This window comes from Rubripirellula reticaptiva (assembly GCF_007860175.1).
In the GTDB taxonomy this organism is placed as follows: Bacteria; Planctomycetota; Planctomycetia; order Pirellulales; family Pirellulaceae; genus Rubripirellula; species Rubripirellula reticaptiva.
Genome location: NZ_SJPX01000002.1, coordinates 968,896 through 983,987 on the forward strand (window position 1 = coordinate 968,896; position 15,092 = coordinate 983,987).

Sequence of the window (15,092 nt, forward strand, 5' to 3'; positions counted from 1 at the left end):
CAAACCGAGGAAGTTTAAGGGACGAAACCGGTCGGCACTGGGGACGCAGCACCTCAGAATCCACAGAACCGTCATACCTTGAAACGACCCTTCCGGATGTTCAGCTTCGTCTGGTTTTGACGCGCCGGAATTGCGACCGGTTGTTCCAGTTGTTCAGCAAGTTCGTCCGATACCGCTAGTAACGAGATTTCTCGCCAACGCGATCGTCCGCTTTGTTCTGGTTGCTTTTCCAGATCGAACGACGATGTACTCAAAACTATCCCCAACGAACTCATGCGAATTAACCCACTCTCATCGAAATCGACTTCGACGAAGTTCTCGCAGAAAGCGAGATCGTCTGTGCGTAGCTCATCACGACGGCGAATTTCGCGTGCGTTTCTAGCTGGCTTGATTGCCGCAACGGGTGTGATCTCAACCGGCGGTTGTCGCCAGCTCGACAAACTTCCCGACGGACCGCACGATAAGACAGCGTCCTATCACGACAACTACGGCATGCGGATCGAGTACCCACAAGTTGCCGAGTGCGCGACGTCGCCCAAGTTGGCCGCGCAGGGTGCCACCGAGCCATTGGCACTGGAAGATCCGTCGAAGATTCCAGCGTACGAACTTTCACTTGAACAAGCGATTCAGTTGTCGATCCAGCAAAGCCCTGTGCTTCGCTCGATCGGTGGCGCGATCGTCACCGCACCTCAATCGGTCAGCACGGTCTACGACCCAGGCACGGTCGCAGCGAGCGTGAACCAAGGTACCGAAGCGGCACTGTCGGCATTTGACGCCCAGTACACTCAGCAACTGTTTTGGAACAACGTCGACCAACCGACCAACCGCCAATCGTTTACCATTCCGGGAACCGGCGGCGGGCCACCGCTGGTATTCGCGGGCTTTTCGCAAAGCCAGAACGCCACGTTCACAAACGAACTTGCTAAGCAAACGGCAACCGGTGCTCGATTCGCACTGCGTCACGCGATCCAGTACGGCCGCACGCAAGACCCGTCGGCTGCCCAGCTGCTATTCCCGAGCGTCTATTCGGGATTTTTAGAAGCCGAGTGGCGTCAACCGTTGCTGCAAGGGTCAGGCACGACCTTCAACCGAATCGCTGGTCCGTCCACCGTGCCTGGTGTCTATAACGGCGTTCTGATCGCTCGCATCAACGAAGACGTCTCGCTTGCCGACTTCGAAGCGTCTGTGATCCAGTTGGCAGCTGATGTCGAACAAGCCTATTGGGACTTGGCTGCTGCATACCGAATCCTTGATGCGAACATCAAAGGCCGCGAAGCGGCTCAGCAAACGTTCCAGTTCCAACAGGTTCGTTTGGAAGTCGGTTCAGGTCGAAGTGACGAAGAAGCCCAAGCCCGGTCACAGTTCTATCAGTTCCAAGCCCAAGTCGAGTCTTCGCTTGGTGGCACCACAGGCCTGTACGCACTGGAACAACGGCTTCGCTATCTGATTGGCATGACGGCATCCGATGGACGCTTGATTCGCCCCTCGACGGATCCCACCGACGCTCGTGTCGTTTTCGACTGGGAAAGTGCCCTTGGACAAGCACTGGACCGCCGCGTCGAAGTTCGCCGTCAGCGTTTCAACGTTAAACGACTGGAACTCGAATGCGTTGCCGCGAAGCTAAACTTAAGGCCGCGATTGGACTTCTTGGCCCAGTACCGCTGGCGAGGATTGGGCGATGATTTGATCGGTACCGGCGATAAAAATTTCGACAACCTTTATCAATCGATTACCGACGGCAACTACCAAGAAGGCCAAGCCGGGATTGAGCTGAGCTTTCCAGTTGGACTTCGGCTAGCCAGCCTAGCGGTCCGTGAAGCCCGCCTGGGACTGCAACGCGAACGAGCAATTTTGGATGAAACCGAACTGCGGATCAGCCACGATTTGTCCGACGCCGCACGACAGATTTCGCTGACCTATCAGTTGCTTGAAACGAACTACAACCGATATCAAGCTGACCTACGCCAAGTCGATGTTCTGCGACGCCGCTACCGCGATGGGAACGACAACATCAACTTCTTGCTTCAGGCGCAACGACAAGTCGTTAGCAGCGAATCGGAATTCTATCGATCACTGTTCGCGTACAACCTAGCCATCCGCGACATCCATCGCCAAAAAGGATCACTGCTGGCTTACAACCAAGTCCAACTCTCCGAAGGACCATGGGCAGCCGGTGCTGCGGCCGATGCCTACACGACTGGCCGATTCCTAGAACCACGCCGAGACCCGTCGGCTGTTAGCGTACCGACTCCGCTAACCAGTGGCCCGTTTGATCCGGCTGCCGTGCAAAGCACCAATGCCGTCATCAACGGATCGTCCACAGGCGAGCTCTTATTGTCGGAATCAACCGAAACCTCGCTGCAAGTTGCCAACGAACCGGAGCCCGAAACTCCGCAGTCCAACGATGCACCCGTTGTCGTCGAGCCGTTCTTGAAAAAGACAAGCATCGACATGGACGAAGCCTTCAAGGTTTCGCCGTAAACAGTTCGATCTAACGATCGATGTAGAAAACGCGAGCGAGTGTGTTTCCCGGGAAGGACTCACTCGCTCGCGTTTATTTTTTGATCCATCAACACTGATCACTGACCAATCAATCAGAAACGCTTTTCGTATCTAACTCGGTAGACTGGGATTTGGTGCTTGATGCTGCGACGTTCAAAGTGAGTTCGGTAGTCCAGATCGTGAGTCGCTTCGACTTCTTCTTCGGGAATCGGAACTCCAAATTCGGGGGCGATCTCGGCGATCATTTCGATCGTCTGTTCAAAGTAGTCCAGCACGTCCGTCCAGAAATGGAAGCGACCGCCCACCCGCAGGGCTTTGGAGAAATTCCGAATACTGGTTTCATTGACAACCCGTCGCTTGCGATGCTTCTTTTTCCACCAAGGATCGGGGAAATAGACATGGACAGCCTCCAGGCTCGCGGCCGCAATCTTCTTCTCGAACAACGGTTCGGCATTGCCACTGATCATAATCGCGTTTGCGACTCCGCCCCTCATCAAACGCCCGGCCGAATGCGACGCGTACTTGCCAATGATCTCGACGCCCAAGAAGTTATGCTCGGGGTGAGCCAACGATTCTGCTGAAATGAATAAACCCTTGCCTGACCCGACTTCGATCTCCAGCGGCAGATCGTTTCCGAACATCGATTGGCTGCTCAGTTCATCCGGAAGTTCTTCGACGTCACGCAGCACAGGCGATAAATCCACGGTCGACTTGGGGCTACGGATTTGGTGGCGAGGCATGCGGATGCTGATGTCAAAAGGGCTGAAAACACAAAAAAAGAGACTGCTGAACCTGCAATCGTAACTTTCCCAGGATTCCCTACAATGCTGGGCTAAACCGAACATCCCCTAAACACCTCGCGTGCCCCCCGATGCCTAAGGCCGAAGCTGATTTTAACGGACTGCGAATCGCTGCATTGGAAAGCCGCCGAGCAGCCGACCTGGCGAGAATGATTCGACGGAGTGGCGGAAAGGACCATGTCAGCCCTTCGATGCGGGAGGTGCCGATCGAGCCTAATCGGGGCGCGATCGATTTTGCCTATCGCTTGATGACGGGCGACATCAATATCGTGATCCTGACAACCGGCGTTGGATTTCGATACCTGATCAAATCGATCGAGAGACATGTCGATCAAAAGCGTTTTCTCGAATCACTATCCGACGTGACGACAATCTGTCGCGGCCCCAAACCGGCCGCGGCGATGAAAGAATTCGGCATCACAACGACTCACCGGGTCCCAGAACCCAACACGTGGCGAGAATTACTGCAAACGATTGACCAACACGTGCCGATCGCCAACCAAGTCGTTGGACTGCAAGAATACGGCATCACGAATCCGTCCTTGGTGGCAGGCCTGGAAGCTCGCGGCGCAACCGTCGAACCACTGCGAGTTTACGGCTGGGAGTTTCCCGAAGACGTCGCACCGCTAGAGGCCAACGTGCGAGCACTTGCCGCTGGCCAGCGCGAAGTGCTGCTGCTGACCAGTGCCCATCAAGTTGTCAACATGCTGCGCATGGCCGAACAATTAGACTTGGTCGACGCCCTTCGCAGCGGACTGCACCGAACGGTCATTTCATCGATCGGTCCAACTACCACACAAATGCTTGAAGAGTGCGATATCCACGTCGACTTCGAACCCAGCCATCCGAAGATGGGTCACCTGGTGATTGAATCCGCTGCCCGCTGCGAAGCGATGGTGGCGTCGAAGCGTCGGTTATTCGCAAGTTCACCTGCTTACCGGAGCAAACCGATGAATCACCCGTCCGACAATAGCCTATTCATGCGAGCCTGTCGCGGCGAATCAACCGAGCGGACGCCGGTCTGGTTGATGCGACAAGCGGGACGCTACATGGCCGAGTACCGTGAAGTTCGCGCAAAACAATCCTTCCTAGAACTATGTGCCAATCCGACCCTTTGCAGCGAGATCATGTGCACGGCGGTTGACCGACTGAAAGTCGACGCTGCAATCATTTTCTCGGACCTGCTGCCAATTTTGGTACCAATGGGATTCGACCTAGAATTTGTCGCTGGCGATGGCCCGGTGATTCACAACCCAGTTCGCGAAGCCTCGGATCTGGCACGCGTCAAAGGTCTCGACGATCCCCAGTCGCTGGACTTTGTCTACGAAACCGTCCGTCAAACGCGGGCCGATTTGCCGGAATCGATTCCGTTGATCGGATTCGCCGGCGCGCCATTCACCTTGGCCAGCTACGCTATCGAAGGCGGCGGCAGTCGCCAGTACACCAACACCAAGAAACTGATGCGCACCGACATTGGCGCGTGGAATGCGTTGATGGAAAAACTGTCCGCCGCGATCACGGTTTACTTGAACCATCAGATCGACGCCGGTGCCCAATGTGTGCAGTTGTTCGATAGTTGGGCCGGATGCTTGTCCGCCGCGGACTACGTCGAATTCGTGCTGCCCTGGATGAAACAGATCATCGCTGGCATCTCGCCCGGTGTTCCGCTGATCAACTTTGCAACCGGCAACCCTGAACTACAACCACTGCTTCGCGGCGACCGTCGCACGGTCGTCGGCGTCGACTGGCGAATCGGTCTGGACACCGCCTGGCAACGGATCGGGCACGACTGCAGCGTCCAAGGGAACATGGACCCATCAGTGTTGCTGGCCAATCCCGATGTCATCCGGGCTCAAGTCGCGAAGGTGCTTCAGCAGGCCGACAATCGACCGGGACACATTTTCAATCTCGGTCACGGTGTCTTGAAAGAAACACCGGTCGAGCACGCGATCGCCTGCGTCGAAGCCGTTAAAGAACTGTCACGCCGCGAGCCACCCAAGTCGTGAACAAGTCACTGACCGTCTGTCCGTTTTGTCCACTGCATTGCGATGACATCGTGCTTGATTCGCAGAACCTGACGAATGGGCAATGCGAGATCGCGGACAAACACTTCGCCGCTGCGCAGGTCGGTTCGGTGCAGGTCGGTTCGGTGCAGGTCGGTTCGGTGCAGGTCGGTTCGGTGCAGGTCGGTTCGGTGCAGGTCGGTTCGGTGCAGGCAAGAATCGGCGACCAAGCGGCGTCTCGCGCCGATGTCGAGGCGATCCGAGACCAACTGATTGCCAAAGCTGACAAGACGACCGTCGCCGTATCAGCTACGTCCCTATCGCAGTCGCGATGGCTGGCCGGATTGCTGCGGGACGGACGCATTGAATTGACCGTCGACCAAACGCCGACGATGGCAGCGATGCGAAGCACGATCGCGCGAGACGGAAACATTTCGGCGACACTCGGTGATGTCAAGAAACATGCCGACGTTGTCTGGGCGATTGGCTCGCCCGAAACGGAAATGCCGCGAATTTGGGAACGGCTTGAATGCGAGCCTGTTTCGGACGCAACCGTTGGCGCAAACGAGCTTGCCGATCGCATCTTTGCCGTTCGAAACAACTCTACTTCAATTGGTCCTGACGCCCAATCGATCGCGTCGGCAAAGTACTTGGCAATCGTGATTGGATCGAGCGCATTCTTACCGGGCGAAGAAATCGCAACAGCAGAACTGCTTGTGAAGTGGGTGATCGACCGGAATCGCGAAACGAAGTCTGGATCGCAGCGTGCAGTATTGCTTGCGATCGATCCGGCAGCGACACTGCGATCAGTCGTCGGCTGGCAAACGAATGAGCGGCTCAAACCGACTTCGGGGCCTGTGGACCTGCGCATCGGCGACGCGAACTCGGCGACTTATCCGGCCAAGCTGCAAATCGGCGGCATCGATCCGGGCACTGAACTCGCTGAATCATATGTTGTCGCGCCGATCCCTGGAATCGACTTTGACGATGCCGTCATTCGTGGCGACGGAACGGTAACTTTGCCGCTCGAAGCCGTTGGTAAACAGCAACGCTAAGACTTTAACGCCGAATTTACTTCCCGTTTTCAAGTCGTTCGACCACCGCACAACCGCAGGAATCGCTCCACACGTTGACGCTGGTTCGGGCCATATCCAACACTCGGTCAACCGCCAGAATGATGCCCTGCATTTCAACTGGCAATCCAACCGCTTGCAAGATGATCACCATCATCACCAAGCCGGCATGCGGAATGCCAGCGGCCCCCACACTGGCCAACAGCGCTGTAATCGCAACGATGATTTGCTGGGTCAGCGGTAGGTTCTGGCCGTAGTGCAACTGTGCAATGAACAGCACGGCGATCGCTTCATACAGCGCGGTGCCGTCCATATTGATCGTTGCACCAAGTGGCAACACGAATGATCCCGTCTCGTTGCTAATGCCAGCGCGGTTCTCGACGCTCGACATCGTTAGCGGCAGCGTGCCGTTGCTGCTAGCACTGCTGAACGCGGTCAGCAACGCCGGCGTCATAGCTTTGGCAAACGCAATCGGACTTTGCTTGGCAACGAACTTTAAGATCAGCGGCAACGTGATGCAGGCGTGAATGGCCAACGCGATCGTGACCGCAAGCACATACCAACCGAGCGACTTGAACACGCCGGCCCCCTGTGTCGCGGTGACATACGCGATCAAGAAAAACACGCCGGCAGGTGCCAATTTAATGATTGCGGTGGTCATCGCCATCATTACATCGAAACCTGCCTTGGCTGCGTTTTCGACCCGTTGGCCGGTGGCACCGCCGACTGACAACGTGAACAAACCGAACGCGATCGTGAACGCGATGATCGACAAGAAATTTGGCTCGACCAGTGCGCCAATGGGATTCGACGGGATCATGGCTTCGAGTTGCTGAAACAGAATCTCACCCAACGAAGCCGCTTCCTTCGCCTCGACCCGATTCGCAGCGATAGCGTTGCCCGTCAAACCGGGGCGAACAATGTTAACGACGACCAAACCCGTAGTGATCGCAAGCATACTGGTGGCGAGGTAATACAGAATCGTCCGTCGGAACATTCGCCCCACACCATCAGCGCCGCCGAGTCCCAAGATGCCCGTCAACAATGACGTGATGATCAGTGGCACAGCCACCATTTGCAGCATCCGCAAAAACAACCCGCCAAGCTTCTTGAACCAACCGCCCCATTTTTTGGCGGTGCTTTGGCCGTACGAATGATAGAGATCGGCGGCGACTGCATCCGTCTTTGCCAGTTCGTCGATCGTTCGGAAAGTGCTGTCGCCTTTCGCAAGCGGATTGACGATTCGCTGGACCGAGTCGCCCGCTTTGTCGACGTACTGGATCGTCGTTTGATCAGCAGTGTCTTCGATCGAAACCGACTGGACTCCGGCGGGCAGATCCGCCTGTAGCGAAATGCTTCGCGTTGATGCTCCCAAATTCAGCCCGACACCCAAAAGAGTGCCGGCAATCATGCCAATCAGGATTTGCCAGTGCAGAGCAAGACGCGACATGGTAGTGCTTTTTGTAGCCCCGCCAGGCCCTGACAGGGTGCTGCATGGTTTTCAACTCGACAGCTTGCGAAGCCTTGTCGGTCAGGGCCTGACCGGCATGCCAACGCATTCATCACTCAAAGCCACTGAACCCAAAAGCGACGATGGACTCGTCTGGCATTAACTACGGCATTCGCGAGCTCGAAATCACACTCCCGCTTGCGGCAGGGTCAAACCCCAAACTGTTTTCCGTACGATCCCTAAGCCTTGGCAGCTTTGACGACCGCCGCGGCGTTGATGCCAAAGTGAGCGTAGACTTGATCAAACGGGCCACTGGCACCATAGCCGCTCATGCCAACAAACTTGCCGTTTGAACCGATCCAACGATCCCAACTCATTCGGATACCGGCTTCGATCGCGACGCGATTGGTTACCGCCGGCGGCAATACTTCATCGCGATAGGCCTGAGTCTGATCGGCGAACAAGTCCATGCACGGCATGCTGACAATACGAACCTTCTTGCCTTCTTTCTTCAGCGTTTCAGCGGCTTCGACGCACATGCAAAGCTCGCTACCGCTACCCATCAGAATCACATCTGGCGTGCCGTCGCAGTCTTCCAAGACGTAGCCGCCCTTTGCACAACCCGACGCAGCAGCGTACTTGGTGCGATCAAGAGTCGGCATATTTTGACGCGACAGAACAAACGCCGATGGATTACGAGTCAGCGTCATCGCCTTGCGATAGCACTCGGCCACTTCGTTGGCGTCACCAGGGCGGAACACCATCATGCCGGGAATTGCGCGGCAGGCGGTCAGGTGCTCGACCGGTTGGTGAGTTGGTCCGTCTTCGCCGACACCGATCGAATCGTGAGTCAGGATGTAGATCACCGGCCGATGCATGATGCTTGCCAATCGCATCGCGCCACGCATGTAATCGGTAAAGACAAAGAACGTCGCACAGTACGACTTCAAGCCCGACAACGACAAACCGTTGGTGATACCGGCCATCGCGTGTTCGCGGATACCGAAGTGCAGATTGCGACCGGCGTACTTGCCAGGCAGAAATTCGCCGGCACCATCAAAGGTCAGATCCGACTTGTTGCTAGGTGCCAGGTCAGCCGAACCACCGATCATGAATGGGATGTTTTTGGCGATCGAGTTCAGCACTTTACCGCCGCTATTGCGAGTCGCATCGCCCTTTTCGCTGGCTTCAAAGACAGGGATGTCCTTGTCCCAACCGTCTGGCAATTCGCCTGCGAAGATCGATTTCAGCTCGCCCGCCTTGGTCGGTTCAGCCGACTGATACTTCGACCAAACGTCGCTCCATTTGGCGTAAGATTTCGCACCGTTTGCACCAATATTGTCGGCAAAGTGCTGCATCACTCCATCGGGAACGTAGAATTTTTCGTCAGCGGGCAATCCGTAAGAAGCTTTCGCTAATGCGACTTCGTCCCAGCCCAGCGGTGCACCGTGAGCGTTGTGAGTATTTTGCTTGTTCGGAGCGCCGTATCCGATGATGCTCTTGACGATGATCAGCGTCGGCTTGTCTTTGCAAGCTTTGAACTTTGCCACTGCTTTGTTAAGCGCGTCCAAGTCGTTAGCGTCGTCGACTTGCAACACGTTCCAGCCCAGACCCTTGAACTTGGTGCCCATGTCTTCGCTAAATGCGAGATCAGTATCGCCTTCGATCGTGATGCTGTTGTCGTCGTACAACCAACATAAGTTATCCAGTTTCAAGTGCCCGGCGACTGAAGCGGCTTCGCAAGCCACGCCTTCCATCATGTCACCGTCACTGCATAGGGCGAAGACGTTGTAATCGAACAGCGTCAAATCGGCGGTGTTGTAGTTCGCCGCCAACCACTTTTCGGCCATCGCCATTCCGACGCTATTACTTAGCCCGGCACCGAGCGGCCCGGTCGTGGTTTCGATGCCGGCAGCTTCTTCGAATTCAGGGTGGCCCGCACAAACGCTGCCGATTTGACGGAAAGTCTTGATGTCATCCAGCGTGATCGAGGGGGCACTGGTCGGCTTGCCAGTTTTTTTATCGACAGCTTTCACACCGGTCAGGTACAGCGTGCTGTAGAGCAGCATCGAAGCGTGACCGCATGACAAAACGAAACGATCGCGGCCGGGCCAATGTGGTTGGGCCGGGTCGTATTGCATTTCATGGTTGAACAACTGATAGGCGATCGGCGCCAAAGCCATTGGCGTGCCAGGGTGACCGCTGTTGGCCGTTTGGACCGCGTCCATGCTGAGGGCGCGAATGGTGTCGACGGCAAGGTTCTGGATGTCGTTCGATTTGGCACTCATCAGCAGGCTCACTCAAGCGAAATAGGAGGAAAGATATTGGCAGAAGGTTAATGAGAAATCCCCGAAATCGAAAGGGGAGACGGGGAAACCTCAACAACGGCGACCCGTCAGGGCGTCAGATCGAACTCACCCTTTCAAAGTCCATGTTTGCATCGATTCCAGCAATTTTCGCTCGGTCAAGTCAAATTGCAGCGGCGTCAGGGTGCAATTGCCGGCCCGCAATTGGCTGACGTCGGCATTTTCGGGCGGGGCTGTTTCGGGCTCGGACCACAATGCCCAGTAATACGGCCGCCCCTGCGGATCATTTCGTTTTTCATAACTGCGTCCGTATTGGGCCAACCCCATCGGCACGACATTGACGTCTTTTGGTGCCAGCGTCGCAGCCGTCGGGACATTCAGATTGAACAGCCGTCCCTTCGATTCCGGCCGCTCGATGATGCCGCCAACAACATTACGAGCAATCACGGCAGCCGCAGCAAAATCGGCGTCTTCATCGTATTCAAGTGATACGGCAACGCTGGTTACACCGAAGAATGCCCCCTCAATCGCCGCCGCGACAGTACCGCTGTAAAGCACATTGATGCCCGAATTCAGGCCGCTATTGATTCCTGAAACGACGATATCGACAGGATTGTCTTTCAACAGTTCAGCAATCGCCAGCTTCACACAGTCCGCTGGCGACCCGTCCACTGCCCAGGCCCAGTGACGCCCGTCGCGATGAATCGACTTGCACGTCAGCGGTGTCAAAAAAGTGATCGCATGCCCAACGCCCGACTGCTCAGTCGCCGGAGCCACGATCACAACCTCGCCAAGTTGCCGGAGCTGCTGTTCGAGGGCTGCCAGCCCTGGCGCAAACACTCCATCGTCGTTGGTCAGCAAAATTCGCATCAGTTCGTCCTTCGGTCATAGATCGGTCGGGTTGCTAGTCGAACTGCTTGCCGCCGCCACGCTGCAAAACTCCTTCCGCACCGACGGCATCCAAGCAGGCCAGAAAATCCCGCAGTCGGTTTCGAGCGGGTTTCAGAAGATTAAACCGCGGCAGTGTCAACAGAAACCGGGTGGGGCTCGTCGGGTTACGGCATCAGCCCCTTTAGCAATTCACCCGCATTTTCTACACTCCGTGATTCGATCCCGCGACTCCAGATGCCAAAGACTCCGGTGCCATGACCAAAATCGAATCCGTGCCCGTTGACTTGCCCGAAGACCTGACGGGCCAACGCATCGTTGTTCTCGACTTCGGATCGCAATACGCCCAACTGATTGCCCGGCGAGTTCGGGACCAGAACGTCTACTGCCAAATCCTGCGTCACGACATCACCGCCGAGCGATTGGCAGAACTGGCTCCCAAAGGCATTATTCTGTCGGGCGGACCATCGAGCGTTTACGCCGAAGGGGCTCCGAAGTGCGATCCAGATCTGTTCAAGCTCGGTATTCCCGTACTCGGCATTTGCTACGGCATGCAGTTGACTTGCGAGGCGCTCGGCGGAAAAGTCGACAACACACCATCACGTGAATACGGCCCGGCGAAATGTAAAGTCGCTCGTACGGACGGCCGTCCCGACGAACTGTTCGCCAACCTGCCCGACGAGCTCAATGTTTGGATGAGCCACGGCGATCAAGTCAGTTCGATCAGCGACACGTTCGACACGTTGGCATCAACGCCGACCTGTCCCTACGCCGCGATCCGCCACCGCACGTTGCCTGTGTTCGGCATTCAATTCCACCCCGAAGTCACACATACGCCGCTCGGCGGCATGTTGCTTGAAAACTTTGTGGTCGGTGTTTGCAAATGCGAACCGACTTGGAAGCTTGGCGACTTTGCCGACGCAGTGATCGAAAGTGTCCGCAAGCAAGTCGGCGATCGCCGAGTCATCTGCGGCCTATCGGGCGGAGTCGATTCGTCCGTCGTGGCGGCACTGTTGTACAAAGCGATCGGACCACAGTTGTCGTGCATCTTGGTCGACAATGGACTGCTTCGCAAAAACGAACAGAAACTGGTGATCGACGAATTCACCAACCACTTCAAGGCGGACCTGCGAGTCGTCGAAGCCGAGGACCGTTTTTTGGCGTCGCTGGCCGGCGTGACGGAGCCTCAGGAAAAGCGTCGCCGGATCGGCAGCGACTTCATCGACTGCTTCAAGGCAGAAGCGATCAACATCAAAGACGCTCACTTTCTGGCCCAAGGCACGCTTTACCCCGACGTGATCGAAAGCGGCGCCGACCCGGACGGACCAGCCGCCACCATCAAGCTGCACCACAACGTCGGCGGACTTCCAGCCGAGCTTGGTTTCGAACTGATCGAGCCGCTGCGTGATCTGTTCAAAGACGAAGTTCGCCGGCTCGGACTGGAATTAGGACTACCGGAATCGCTGGTCTGGCGTCATCCTTTCCCGGGACCGGGATTGGCTGTTCGCTGTTTGGGCGAAGTAACGCGAGACAAGTTGGTGGTGCTGCGAGAAGCCGACGCAATCGTGATCGAAGAGATCGAGAACGCGGGCTTGTATCGCGAAACCAGCCAGTCATTTGTCGTACTGTTGCCCGTCCAAAGTGTCGGCGTGATGGGCGATGCCCGGACCTACGAGAACGCGGTTGCCATTCGCAGCGTTGACACAAACGATTTTATGACGGCGGATTGGAGTCGCCTGCCTTACGACTTGTTGGCTCGCATGAGTTCGCGAATCATCAATGAAGTCAAAGGAGTGAACCGAGTTTGCTATGACATCAGCAGCAAACCCCCCGCAACGATCGAATGGGAATGATTGATCTGAGTTCGTTTTTTTAGTGCGAGGCGAATGCAAACCTCCTAAAAAAACACCGGATCAAGCCGCCTCGTCCCTTTCCTAAACGCCCAGTACCTCACACTTTTCAATTTTGCGTTCATGTCAAAACAATACATCTATCAAGTCGAAAACCTCGTCAAAAAGCATGGCACAAGAGTAGTGCTGGATGACGTGTGGCTGGCGTTTTATCCAGGTGCGAAGATTGGCGTGCTCGGGCCCAACGGCGCGGGAAAATCGACCTTGATGAAAATCATGGCGGGCAAGGATACCGAGTTCGAAGGTTCGGCTCGATTGGCTGCCGGTGCGACCGTTGGCTACTTGGAACAAGAACCGCCACTCGATGAAACCAAAACGGTTTTCGAGAACGTCCAGATCGCTGTCGCCGAGCGTCAAGCGATCCTAGATCGCTATAATGAAATCAGCGTTATGCTGGGCGACGTCACTGATGACAAACAGATGACGAAGCTCTGCGACGAGATGGCAACGCTACAAGACACGATCGACGCAGCCAACCTTTGGGAACTTGATCGTCACGTCGAAATGTCGATGGCGGTCATGAACTTGCCGCCGGGCGATGCCAGTGTCAAGAATCTGTCTGGTGGCGAAAAACGCCGCATTGCACTTTGCCAATTGTTGATTCGCCAGCCCGATTTGTTGCTGCTCGACGAACCGACCAACCACTTGGACGCCGAAAGCGTTTCGTGGCTGGAACAACATTTGGCTAAGTACCCCGGCACCGTCGTCGCGGTCACGCACGACCGTTACTTCTTGGACAACGTTGCTCAGTGGATCCTGGAAATTGACCGCGGCAAGGGCATCCCGTTCGAAGGCAATTACACCGCTTGGCTGGAAGCTCGCGAGAAGCGAACTCAAATCGAAAAACGGCAAGCCAAAGCTCGTGACCGCATGCTGTCGCGCGAATTGGAATGGATTCGCATGAGCCCCAAGGCTCGGCAAACTAAGAGCAAGGCGCGGATCAAAGCCTACGAAGAAATGTCAGCACAAAAGTTCGACGAACTGAACGCAGAACTGGAAATCCAGATTCCGTCGGGCCGTCACTTGGGCGATTTGGTCATCGAGGCCAAGGACATCAAGAAGGGCTATGGCGACCGCGTGTTGATGGAAAAGCTGAACTTCCGTTTGCCGCCGGGCGGAATCGTCGGCGTGATCGGCCCGAACGGTGCCGGCAAAACGACGCTATTCAAAATGCTGACCGGCCAAGAGGAACCAGATGCCGGTTCGTTCAAAGTTGGCGACACTGTCGACCTTGGCTATGTCGATCAAAGCCGCGATTCGCTGGATCCTGAAAAAACAGTATTCCAAGAAATCAGCGGCGGAACAGAAACAATCGTTCTGGGCGGCCGCAACGTCAACGCGCGTTCGTATGTTTCGAAGTTTAACTTCAAAGGCCCAGACCAAGAAAAGAAAGTCGGCATCCTGTCCGGTGGTGAACGCAACCGCGTTCACCTGGCCAAGCTGCTGCGAAGCGGTTGCAACGTCCTATTGCTTGACGAACCGACCAATGACTTGGACGTCGACACGCTGCGATCGCTCGAAGAAGCGATTGCCAACTTTGCGGGCTGCGTCGTCGTGACGTCGCACGACCGCTGGTTCCTGGATCGCTTGGCGACGCATATCCTGGCGTTCGAAGGCGACGGAAAACTAACCTGGTGCGAAGGCAACTTCGACACTTACGAACGAAACCTTCGCGAGCGAATGGGACTCGACCCTGAAGACGAAGAAGCGATCGTTAAGTCACGTTACAAGAGCATTCACGCTAGCTAACGTTTAACTATCGTCCGCGGATCGGACGAGAATCAGCATACCCTTTCATCTAATTTTTCCTCAGCACCCAATAGAAATCAATGACGATTCTTCGAGTAGGAACTAACGGCGCATATTCCGACGGATGGGATGCCGCGTTCGGTGGCAAGTCGGCAAAGAAGTCGGCTTCCAAAGCGACAGCGACAAAAAAGAAAGCGGCTAAAAGCCAAAAGAAGTCGGTCAAGGTGACGTCGGTGAAGAAGACCGCAACGGCCACCAAGAAGAAGCCGGCAAAGAAAGCAACGGCCACGAAGAAGGTAGCCACCGCCAAGACGGCACCGAAGGCAAAAGCCAAGGTGAAGAACGTGGCGACCAAGAAGAAATCAATAAAGAAGAAAGCGAAAAAGTAATCGCCGCTTCCGCGACGTTTGC

10 protein-coding genes are annotated in these 15,092 nt (G+C 55.8%); 5 read left to right on the forward strand and 5 right to left on the reverse strand.

Features of this window, described 5'->3' with window-relative positions; genetic code table 11:
* The first annotated feature begins 339 nt into the window (after window positions 1–339).
* On the forward strand, window positions 340–2,481 hold the full coding sequence (locus Poly59_RS09810; protein ID WP_246151523.1) for a TolC family protein: 2,142 nt from the start codon (window positions 340–342) through the stop codon (window positions 2,479–2,481).
* A 113-nt stretch (window positions 2,482–2,594) separates the two neighbouring features.
* Here the strand turns inward: Poly59_RS09810 and trmB are convergent, their stop codons facing one another.
* The gene (gene trmB, locus Poly59_RS09815) at window positions 2,595–3,242 is read right to left on the reverse strand and encodes a tRNA (guanosine(46)-N7)-methyltransferase TrmB (RefSeq protein WP_146533883.1); all 648 of its coding nucleotides are present in this window, start codon (window positions 3,240–3,242) and stop codon (window positions 2,595–2,597) included.
* Window positions 3,243–3,373: 131 nt separating this feature from the next.
* Between trmB and hemE the strand changes: the two genes are divergently transcribed.
* Entirely contained in the window at window positions 3,374–5,308 is a 1,935-nt protein-coding gene (hemE, locus tag Poly59_RS09820) for a uroporphyrinogen decarboxylase (RefSeq protein WP_146533884.1), read from the forward strand.
* Complete coding sequence (locus Poly59_RS09830) at window positions 5,305–6,360, forward strand: molybdopterin-binding domain-containing protein (protein WP_246151524.1); 1,056 nt, start codon at window positions 5,305–5,307, stop codon at window positions 6,358–6,360. The genes hemE and Poly59_RS09830 overlap by 4 nt, the downstream gene beginning before the upstream one ends.
* A gap of 16 nt (window positions 6,361–6,376) precedes the next feature.
* Here the strand turns inward: Poly59_RS09830 and Poly59_RS09835 are convergent, their stop codons facing one another.
* The 3 genes from Poly59_RS09835 to surE all read right to left on the reverse strand — a co-directional run bounded on the left by Poly59_RS09835 (window position 6,377) and on the right by surE (window position 11,004).
* Window positions 6,377–7,828 carry a dicarboxylate/amino acid:cation symporter gene (locus tag Poly59_RS09835; protein WP_146533887.1) on the reverse strand — a complete coding sequence of 484 codons (1,452 nt, stop codon included), beginning with the start codon at window positions 7,826–7,828 and terminating at the stop codon, window positions 6,377–6,379.
* Between the two features lie 239 nt (window positions 7,829–8,067).
* Window positions 8,068–10,116 (reverse strand): transketolase, encoded by a 2,049-nt coding sequence (tkt, locus tag Poly59_RS09840; RefSeq protein ID WP_186776134.1) that lies wholly within the window; start codon window positions 10,114–10,116, stop codon window positions 8,068–8,070.
* A 126-nt stretch (window positions 10,117–10,242) separates the two neighbouring features.
* Window positions 10,243–11,004 (reverse strand): 5'/3'-nucleotidase SurE, encoded by a 762-nt coding sequence (gene surE, locus Poly59_RS09845; RefSeq protein ID WP_146533888.1) that lies wholly within the window; start codon window positions 11,002–11,004, stop codon window positions 10,243–10,245.
* A gap of 275 nt (window positions 11,005–11,279) precedes the next feature.
* On the opposite strand from surE, the gene guaA reads away from it, so the two are divergent.
* Complete coding sequence (gene guaA, locus Poly59_RS09850; protein ID WP_146533889.1) at window positions 11,280–12,875, forward strand: glutamine-hydrolyzing GMP synthase; 1,596 nt, start codon at window positions 11,280–11,282, stop codon at window positions 12,873–12,875.
* 120 nt (window positions 12,876–12,995) lie between these two features.
* Window positions 12,996–14,681, forward strand: coding sequence for an energy-dependent translational throttle protein EttA (gene ettA, locus Poly59_RS09855; protein ID WP_146533890.1), 1,686 nt, complete (start codon window positions 12,996–12,998; stop codon window positions 14,679–14,681).
* A gap of 49 nt (window positions 14,682–14,730) precedes the next feature.
* On the opposite strand, the gene Poly59_RS29325 is transcribed toward ettA, so the two are convergent.
* On the reverse strand, window positions 14,731–15,036 hold the full coding sequence (locus tag Poly59_RS29325; protein ID WP_186776135.1) for a hypothetical protein: 306 nt from the start codon (window positions 15,034–15,036) through the stop codon (window positions 14,731–14,733).
* Between the last annotated feature and the right edge of the window lie 56 nt (window positions 15,037–15,092).

Bases quoted from the DNA above. Each gene is read 5' to 3' on its own strand.
- trmB (WP_146533883.1), bottom strand. From the start codon at position 3,242: ATGCCTCGCCACCAAATCCGTAGCCCCAAGTCGACCGTGGATTTATCG.
- hemE (WP_146533884.1), top strand. From the start codon at position 3,374: ATGCCTAAGGCCGAAGCTGATTTTAACGGACTGCGAATCGCTGCATTG.
- Poly59_RS09835 (WP_146533887.1), bottom strand. From the start codon at position 7,828: ATGTCGCGTCTTGCTCTGCACTGGCAAATCCTGATTGGCATGATTGCC.
- tkt (WP_186776134.1), bottom strand. From the start codon at position 10,116: ATGAGTGCCAAATCGAACGACATCCAGAACCTTGCCGTCGACACCATT.
- surE (WP_146533888.1), bottom strand. From the start codon at position 11,004: ATGCGAATTTTGCTGACCAACGACGATGGAGTGTTTGCGCCAGGGCTG.
- guaA (WP_146533889.1), top strand. From the start codon at position 11,280: ATGACCAAAATCGAATCCGTGCCCGTTGACTTGCCCGAAGACCTGACG.
- ettA (WP_146533890.1), top strand. From the start codon at position 12,996: ATGTCAAAACAATACATCTATCAAGTCGAAAACCTCGTCAAAAAGCAT.